10 protein-coding genes are annotated in these 8,494 nt (G+C 70.7%); 1 reads left to right on the forward strand and 9 read right to left on the reverse strand.

The genetic code is table 11. The features are described 5' to 3' along the window. Positions 1-39: 39 nt before the first annotated feature. Entirely contained in the window at positions 40-408 is a 369-nt protein-coding gene (locus tag ABUW04_RS17145; protein WP_030248836.1) for a YbjQ family protein, read from the forward strand. 79 nt (positions 409-487) lie between these two features. On the opposite strand, the gene metK is transcribed toward ABUW04_RS17145, so the two are convergent. The 9 genes from metK to ABUW04_RS17190 form a co-directional block, all read right to left on the reverse strand. After that, a complete protein-coding gene (metK, locus tag ABUW04_RS17150; RefSeq protein WP_380565587.1) occupies positions 488-1,696 on the reverse strand; it encodes a methionine adenosyltransferase in 1,209 nt (402 codons plus the stop codon). A gap of 177 nt (positions 1,697-1,873) precedes the next feature. Then, complete coding sequence (coaBC, locus tag ABUW04_RS17155; RefSeq protein WP_380565588.1) at positions 1,874-3,073, reverse strand: bifunctional phosphopantothenoylcysteine decarboxylase/phosphopantothenate--cysteine ligase CoaBC; 1,200 nt, start codon at positions 3,071-3,073, stop codon at positions 1,874-1,876. A gap of 102 nt (positions 3,074-3,175) precedes the next feature. Next, positions 3,176-3,442, reverse strand: coding sequence for a DNA-directed RNA polymerase subunit omega (rpoZ, locus tag ABUW04_RS17160; protein ID WP_030248832.1), 267 nt, complete (start codon positions 3,440-3,442; stop codon positions 3,176-3,178). A gap of 24 nt (positions 3,443-3,466) precedes the next feature. After that, a complete protein-coding gene (gene gmk, locus ABUW04_RS17165) occupies positions 3,467-4,024 on the reverse strand; it encodes a guanylate kinase (RefSeq protein ID WP_030248830.1) in 558 nt (185 codons plus the stop codon). A 48-nt stretch (positions 4,025-4,072) separates the two neighbouring features. Then, a complete protein-coding gene (locus ABUW04_RS17170; RefSeq protein ID WP_030248828.1) occupies positions 4,073-4,396 on the reverse strand; it encodes an integration host factor in 324 nt (107 codons plus the stop codon). Positions 4,397-4,741: 345 nt separating this feature from the next. Then, positions 4,742-5,572, reverse strand: coding sequence for an orotidine-5'-phosphate decarboxylase (pyrF, locus tag ABUW04_RS17175; RefSeq protein WP_380565589.1), 831 nt, complete (start codon positions 5,570-5,572; stop codon positions 4,742-4,744). Beyond that, entirely contained in the window at positions 5,569-6,534 is a 966-nt protein-coding gene (locus tag ABUW04_RS17180) for a dihydroorotate dehydrogenase (RefSeq protein ID WP_030248825.1), read from the reverse strand. The genes pyrF and ABUW04_RS17180 overlap by 4 nt, the downstream gene beginning before the upstream one ends. A gap of 2 nt (positions 6,535-6,536) precedes the next feature. Then, complete coding sequence (locus ABUW04_RS17185) at positions 6,537-7,388, reverse strand: dihydroorotate dehydrogenase electron transfer subunit (RefSeq protein ID WP_030248823.1); 852 nt, start codon at positions 7,386-7,388, stop codon at positions 6,537-6,539. 4 nt (positions 7,389-7,392) lie between these two features. Next, complete coding sequence (locus ABUW04_RS17190; RefSeq protein ID WP_380565590.1) at positions 7,393-8,493, reverse strand: quinone-dependent dihydroorotate dehydrogenase; 1,101 nt, start codon at positions 8,491-8,493, stop codon at positions 7,393-7,395. Position 8,494: the final 1 nt, after the last annotated feature.

Consider the following 8,494-nt stretch of genomic DNA (forward strand, 5'->3'; position numbering starts at 1 on the left):
CCGATGCCGGGACGGCCCCGGGGCGGCAGAATGCGGGTCATGACGAATCTCGATGATTTCGGCGGGGGCCAGCACAGCACCGAGGTCCTGGTGGTCACCACCAACGACGTTCCCGGCCACCGGGTGGACCGGGTGATCGGCGAGGTGTTCGGCCTCACCGTCCGCTCCCGCAACATCGGCAGCCAGATCGGCGCCGGCTTCAAGTCGCTGGCCGGCGGCGAGCTGCGCGGGCTCACCAAGACCCTGGTGGAGAGCCGCAACCAGGCCATGGACCGGCTGGTGGAGCAGGCCAGGTCGCGCGGTGCCAACGCGGTGCTGGCCATGCGCTTCGACGTCACTGAGGCCGGCGGCAACGGCGCCGAGATCTGCGCCTACGGAACCGCCGCCGTGATCAGCCCGCTCGGCTGACGCTCCCTGGACCGCGCGGCGGACGGCGACGGCCCCTCCGGAGCGATCCGGAGGGGCCGTCGGCCGTTCTGGGCTGCTGTCAGGCCTCGACAGCGCGCTTCAGCGCCTCGGCGCGGTCGGTGCGCTCCCAGGTGAAGTCCGGCAGCTCACGGCCGAAGTGGCCGTAGGCGGCGGTCTGGGAGTAGATCGGGCGCAGCAGGTCCAGGTCGCGGATGATCGCGGCCGGACGCAGGTCGAAGACCTGGGTGACGGCTTCCTGGATCTTCAGCACCGGGGCGGTCTCGGTGCCGAAGGTCTCCACGAACAGACCCACCGGCTCGGCCTTGCCGATCGCGTAGGCGACCTGGACCTCGGCGCGCCGGGCCAGGCCCGCGGCGACGATGTTCTTGGCGACCCAGCGCATCGCGTACGCGGCGGAGCGGTCGACCTTGGACGGGTCCTTGCCGGAGAACGCGCCGCCACCGTGACGGGCCATGCCGCCGTAGGTGTCGATGATGATCTTGCGGCCGGTCAGGCCGGCGTCGCCCATCGGGCCGCCGATCTCGAAGCGGCCGGTCGGGTTCACCAGCAGCCGGTAGCCCTCGGTGACCAGGGTGATGCCCTCGTCGGCCAGCGCCTTCAGCTCCGGCTCCACCACGAACTCGCGGATGTCGGGGGCGAGCAGCGAGTCCAGGTCGATGTCGGACGCGTGCTGCGAGGAGACCACCACGGTGTCCAGGCGCACGGCCGTGTCGCCGTCGTACTCGATGGTGACCTGGGTCTTGCCGTCGGGGCGCAGGTACGGGATGGTCCCGTTCTTGCGCACCTCGGACAGGCGCTTGGCCAGGCGGTGCGCCAGGGTGATCGGCAGCGGCATCAGCTCGGGCGTGTCGTCGCACGCGTACCCGAACATCAGGCCCTGGTCGCCGGCACCCTGCTTGTCGAGCTCGTCGTCGTCGCCCTCGACGCGGTTCTCGTAGGCGTCGTCGACGCCCTGGGCGATGTCGGGCGACTGGGCGCCGATGGACACCGACACGCCGCAGGAGGCGCCGTCGAAGCCCTTCTTGGACGAGTCATAGCCGATCTCCAGGATCTTCTCCCGGACCAGCTGCGCGATCGGCGCGTAGGCCTTGGTGGTGACCTCACCGGCGACGTGGACCTGGCCGGTGGTGATCAGCGTCTCCACGGCGACCCGCGAGGTGGGGTCGTCCTTGAGGAGGGCGTCGAGAATGGTGTCGCTGATCTGGTCAGCGATCTTGTCGGGGTGACCCTCGGTCACGGACTCCGAAGTGAACAGGCGGCGAGACACAGCGCTCCCTGAGTTGCAGCGGCTGCTGACTGAACCGGCGGATTGGTGGGAACCCCGCCGGTCCGGAAAGACTTATGGAGGACTACTGCGGGGAGTGTAACCAAAGGTTCCCGCATCTGACTCACAGGGTCTCATTCTTTGGATCCGCACAGGGTCGTTTCTGCTGGCCGGACGGGCTCAGCGGAGCCGCTCCGCGACCAGGTCCCACAGCAGATCGGCCAGTGCCGCCTTGGGTCCGAAGGGCACGGCCGTCTCCGAGCCGTCCCTCGAAAGGATGACCGCCTCGTTGTCGGCGCTGCCGAAGGCCCGGCCCCCGCCCACCTCGTTGACCACCAGCAGGTCACAGCCCTTGCGGGCCAGCTTGGCCCGGCCGTTGGCGAGCACGTCGTCGGTCTCGGCCGCGAAACCCACCACGACCTGGCCCGGGGCCTGCCGCTGCTGCGAGATCTCGGCCAGCACGTCGGGGTTGCGCACCAGCTCCACCGGCGCGGGCAGCTCGCCCTCCACCTTCTTGATCTTCACATGCTTGTAATGAGCCGGCCGGAAGTCGGCCACCGCGGCCGCCATCACCACCGCGTCCGCGTCGGCCGCGGCGGCCAGCACCGCCTCCCGCAACTCCGCCGCGGTGCCGACCCGGACCAGGTCCACCCCGGCCGGGTCCGGCAGGTCGGTGTTGGCCGCGACCAGGGTGACCCGGGCCCCGCGGGCGGCGGCGACCGCGGCCAGCGCGTAGCCCTGGCGTCCGGTGGAGAGGTTGCCCAGGAAGCGCACCGGGTCCAACGGCTCGCGGGTGCCCCCGGCGGAGACCACCAGATGACGGCCGGCCAGGTCGGCCTGGCCGGCGTCCGCACCGCGGGTCAGCACCCGCCGGCACAGCTCGAAGATCGCGTCCGGGTCGGGGAAGCGGCCCTTGCCGGTGTCCACGCCGGTCAGCCGGCCAACGGCGGGCTCGATCACCACCGCGCCGCGGCGGCGCAGCGTGGCGACGTTCTCCTGGGTGGCCGGGTGCTCCCACATCTCGGTGTGCATCGCCGGGGCGAAGACCACCGGGCAGCGGGCCGTCAGCAGGGTGTTGGTGAGCAGGTCGTCGGCGATGCCGTGGGCGGCCTTGGCCATGATGTCGGCCGTCGCCGGGGCGATCACCAGTAGGTCGGCGTGCTGCCCGATCCGCACGTGCGGGACCTCGTGCACGCCCTCCCAGACCTCGGTGGCGACCGGCTTGCCCGACAGTGCCGACCAGGTCGCGGCGCCGACGAAGTGCAGCGCGGACGCGGTCGGCACCACCCGCACGTCATGGCCGGACTCCGAGAAGCGCCGCAGCAGCTCGCACGCCTTGTAGGCGGCGATGCCCCCGCTGACACCCAGGACGACGTTCACTCGTGGACCACTCCCTGCTCAATCCGTTGCGCGGGCACGCAAAAGCCGCGGCCCGAGCATGCTACGGGCCGCGGCAGGACGCTGCTGTGCGAGGTGCGCCGCCTACTGGGCGTCGATCGCCTCGGCGGTCAGCATGCCGGCGTTGATCTCGCGCAGCGCGATCGACAGCGGCTTCTCGTGGACGTGGGTGTCGACCAGCGGGCCGACGTACTCCAGCAGGCCCTCGCCGAGCTGCGAGTAGTAGGCGTTGATCTGACGCGCGCGCTTGGCCGCGTAGATCACCAGGCTGTACTTGGAGTCGGTGGCCTCGAGCAGCTCATCGATCGGCGGGTTGATGATGCCTTCGGGCGCTGTCATCGAAGAGGACACGCGGGAACCTTCCGGAGAAAATGATCAGACTACGTTGAGCAAGGCTAGCAGTTCTGCCGCTACACCCTCGACCGAGTGGTTGACCAGAGTGGTGTCGAATTCGCTTTCGGCGGCGAGTTCCACCTTGGCGCTGCGCAGCCGTTCGTCGATGACCTCCTGCGGCTCGGTGCCGCGGCCGGTGAGGCGGCGGACCAGCTCCTCCCAGGAGGGCGGGGCCAGGAAGACGGACTGGGCCTCGGGCATGGACTCGCGCACCTGGCGGGCGCCCTGGAGATCGATCTCCAGCAGCACCGGCTCGCCGCGCTCCAGCTTGTCCAGGACGGGCTTGCGGGGCGTGCCGTAGTGGTTGCCGGCGAACACCGCCCACTCCAGCAGCTCGCCGTTGGCCACCATCTTGGCGAACTCGTCCTCGTCGACGAAGTAGTACTGCACACCGTGCTTCTCGCCCGGCCGCGGCTTGCGGGTGGTCGCGGACACGGAGAGCCATACTTCGGGGTGCTTTGCTCGCATAAAGCTGACGACCGTGCTCTTGCCGACCCCTGAGGGGCCGGAGAGCACGGTCAGCCGCGGACGTTCACTCATGTACCGATTATCCAGGAACCGGGACGGTTCTCGAACCATCGGCACGGATCAGGCCGGAGCGCCGCCGAACTCGCGCTCCAGGGAAGCGATCTGGTTGGTACCGAGACCGCGCACGCGACGGCTCTCGGAGATGCCGAGCCGCTCCATGATCTGCTTGGCCCGGACCTTGCCGACGCCCGGGAGCGACTCCAGGAGAGCACTGACCTTCATCTTGCCGATGACGTCGTTCTCCTGGCCGGCCTTGATGACCTCGTGGAGCGAAGCGCCGCTGTGCTTGAGCCGGTTCTTGATCTCGGCGCGCTCCCGGCGAGCCTCAGCTGCCTTGGCGAGCGCAGCGGTGCGCTGCTCAGGGGTAAGGGGCGGAAGTGCCACGCCGTTCACCTCAGTGATTCGAACGAATAGGACAGGACTGGTTGTCAGCCGCTGAGGAACCTAGTAGCTCTGACCTGCAAGAGCAACGTGGAACACGCCCCTCAGTGGACTTACCGCCGGACACTACCCCTCTGCGCGGTCCACGTCAGGAAAAAGCACAGAAAAGTCCTGGTCAGCCTCGCTCGGGCAGGACTTTTCCGGACATATCCCCCGGTTTTCGAGGGGTGGCGACCCGACTCGTCGGCCCACCCCGCCACCGAGGCCCCTGCTCGGATCAAATCCGCTGATCAGGAGCACACAAGGTGTTCACGAAAGCATCACACGAACGAGCGATCCGGCGGGCCGTCAGCCGATCGCGCTACGCACCTCGTCCACAAAACGAGCAGACACCTCGCGCAGCGCCGCGACCGAGGGGCCGTGCTTCAGTACGTCGCGGCTGACGCTCGGCAGCACATTGGCCGCCGCCGCGCCGAAGACCGCGGGGATGTCCGCCGGGGTCGCGCCCTGGGCGCCGACCCCGGGGGCCAGCAGCGCGCCGTTGATCTCCAGGTCCTCCCCGATGTCCCTGAGGGTGGCGCCGACGACCGCGCCGAAGCTGCCCAGCGGGCTCGCGTCGGCGTTCTCCGCGGCGAGCTGCCGCAGCACCGACTGCGCGACCGTGAGGCCGTCCTCCCCCACCGCGCGCTGCACCTCGTGCCCCTCCGGGTTGGAGGTCAGCGCCAGCGCGAAGAGGCCGGAACCGCTCGCCCGCGCCGCGTCGACGGCCGGCCGCAGCGAGCCGAAGCCCAGATAGGGCGAGACCGTCACCGCGTCGGAGAACAGCGGGCTGGTCGGTGCCAGGAAGGCGTCCGCGTACGCGGCCATGGTCGAGCCGATGTCGCCGCGCTTGGCGTCCATCAGCACCAGCGCACCCGCCGACCGGGCGTCCGCGACGGTCTGCTCCAGCACCGCGATGCCCCTGCTGCCGAAGCGCTCGAAGAAGGCGCTCTGCGGCTTGAGCACGGCCACCTCGCCCGCCAGCGCCTCCACCACCGTCCGCGAGAACCGCTCCAGGCCGGCGACGTCGTCGCCCAGCCCCCACGCCTCCAGCAGCGCCGCGTGCGGGTCGATGCCCACGCAGAGCGGGCCACGCTTGTCCATGGCCTGGCGCAGACGGGTGCCGAACGGGGGTGTCATGGCTGAACTCCTTGGTGGTGGTGGGCGAAGCCGATGGCGTCGGTGAACTTGGCGAACCCGCGTTCGGCCAGCGCCTGGCGCAGCTCGGTGAGGACCCGCAGCGGGGCCGAGGGGTCGTTGAAGACGGTGGTGCCGACCGCTATGCCGGAGGCGCCCGCCAGGACGAACTCCAGGGCGTCCAGACCGGTCCTGATACCGCCCATGCCGAAGATCGGCACTACCGGCATGGTCCCGGCCCGCATCGCGGCGTGCACCTGGTAGACGCAGCGCACCGCCACCGGGCGGACCGCAGGACCGGACAGGCCGCCGCTCAGCCCCGCCAGCACCGGGCGCATGGTGGTGGTGTCGATGGCCATGCCCAGCAGGGTGTTGATCATCGACAGGCCGTCGGCGCCGGCCCGGACGCAGGCCGCGGCGATCTCGGTGATGGAGGTGACGTCCGGCGTGAGCTTGGCGTAGACCGGCAGCGCCGGGTCGACCACCTCGCGGACCGCCGCCATCACGTCGTACGAGGTGGCCGGGTTGCCGCCGAAGACCAGGCCGCGGTTGGCGACGTTGGGGCAGCAGAGGTTGGCCTCGATGCCGACCACCCCGGGCCGGCCGTTCAGCGCCTGCGCCGTCTCGGCGAACTCCTCGACCCGCTCCCCCGCGATCGAGACCAGCACCCGCGCGCCGCGCTCGGCCAGCCAGGGCAGCTCGTGCTCGACGAAGTACCCGATGCCCGCGCCCGGCAGGCCGACCGAGTTGAGCATCCCGCTCGGCGTCTCCGCCATCCGCGGCGTCGGCTGCCCGGCCCGCGGATACGGCATGATCGTCTTGGTGGTGATCGATCCCAGCTCCACCAGCGGCTGGAACCGGGCCAGCTCCCGGCCGTAGCCGGCGCAGCCGGAGGCCGTGGTCACCGGATTGGGCAGGGTGCCGTTGCCGAACGGCGCGGTGAGGTCGACGTCGTGGGCTTCCACCTTCAGTGCACTCCCATCGCAGCGGCACCGTCCAGGTCCGCGGGGATCGTACCGATGTCGTCCCAGCGGACCCGGGTGCCGTCGAAGCAGGGCCCGTCGACGCAGGAGCGGACGAAGCGGCTGACCCCGTCCTCGCCGACCACCGGCAGCACGCAGGTGTTGCACACCCCGACCCCGCAGGCCATGTCCTCCTCGACGGCGCAGAAGCAGCGCGCCCCCTCGGCCGTGGCCACCTCGGTGACCGCCCGCAGCATGGCCCTGGGACCGCAGCAGTAGACCGCCTCAGCCCCGATCGCCTTGATCGCCTCCGCCAGCGGCAGGATCACCCGGCCCTTTATGCCGGCCGAGCCGTCGTTGGTGGTGACCAGCACGTCCGGGGTGAGCGCACGGGCCGCGTCGACGCCGAAGAGCTGGTCCGCGGTACCGGCGCCGAGGATGAAGCCGACTCCCCCGCCCTGCGCCGCGATCTGCTCGGCCAGCGGGAACAGCGGCGCGCTGCCGTAGCCCGCGCCCACGAACAGCGCCGTCATCGGCCCGGCCGGCTGCGGGAAGGCCGTCCCCAGCGGCGCGACCAGGTCGACCGCCGCACCGACCCGGGTGCGCAGCAGCTCCCTGGTGCCCCGGCCGCGTTCGGCGACCACCAGCGAGACGGTCTCGGCCGCGGGGTCGGCCCGGTGGATCCAGAAGGCCCGCCGCAGCAGCATGGACGACTCCGACCCGCCCACCGCCAGCGCGGCGAAATGTCCGGGGCGCACCCGTGACGCGACACCGGGGGCGTGCAGCAGCACCTGCCGCCAGGCCCCGACCGGTGTGATGCCGAGGACCTCCGCCCGGATCTGGAGGGGGTGCGCCATGCGATCACCTTCCGTTGGACGCGCCGACTGCTTCGCTCAGAGTGGCATGTCCACTTGCGCGGAGTCGTGCTGCCAGGCCCCGGTGCAGCTTGCGGCACCAGAAGGGTCCTTCGTAGATGAAGGCACTGTAGCCCTGGATCAGCGTGGCTCCGGCGGTGATCCGCTCCCAGGCGTCGTCGGCGGTCTCGATCCCGCCGACGGACACCAGCGTCAGCCGGTCCCCGGTACGGGCGTACAGCCGGCGCAGCACCTCCAGCGAGCGCGCCTTGAGCGGCGCACCGGACAGGCCGCCGGCTCCGGCCGCCTCGACCTTGGCGGGGTCAGTGCGCAGGCCCTCGCGGCCGATGGTGGTGTTGGTGGCGATGATGCCGTCCAGACCGAGCTCCAGCGCGAGGTCGGCGACGTCGTCGATGTCGGCGTCGGCGAGGTCGGGCGCGATCTTGACGAGGAGCGGGATGTGCCCCTGCGGGGACTTGGCGTCCAGGGTCTGGCGTACCGCGGTGAGCAGCGGCCGGAGCTGGTCCACCGCTTGCAGGTTGCGCAGCCCGGGTGTGTTGGGCGAGCTGACGTTGACAACGAAGTAGTCGGCGTGCCGGGCCAGCCGCTCGGTGCTGGTGACGTAGTCCGCGACGGCCTCGGCCTCCGGCACCACCTTGGTCTTGCCGATGTTGACGCCGACGACCGCCTTGGAGCGGAGCGGCCGGGCCGCGAGCCGGGCCGCGACGGCGGCGGAGCCCTCATTGTTGAACCCCATCCGGTTGACCAGCGCGCGGTCGTCGATCAGACGGAACAGCCGGGGCGCGGGGTTGCCCGGCTGCGGCTGGGCGGTGACCGTCCCGATCTCCACGTAGTCGAAGCCGAGCATCGACAGTCCGTCGATCCCCACCGCGTTCTTGTCGAACCCGGCGGCGAGCCCGAACGGACCGGGCAGGTCCAGCCCCAGGGCCTTTATCCGCAGCGCGGGGTCCTGTGGAGCGAGGATCTTGCCCACCAGCGTGCGGAGGCCCGGAACAGAGGAGGCCAGGCGGATCCAGAAGAACGCCATGTGATGCGCCTTCTCGGGATCGAGCCGCTTGAAGACGAGGTTGAAGAACAACCGGTACAAA

It is taken from the genome of Streptacidiphilus jeojiensis, from assembly GCF_042510965.1.
Classification (GTDB): Bacteria; Actinomycetota; Actinomycetes; order Streptomycetales; family Streptomycetaceae; genus Streptacidiphilus; species Streptacidiphilus jeojiensis.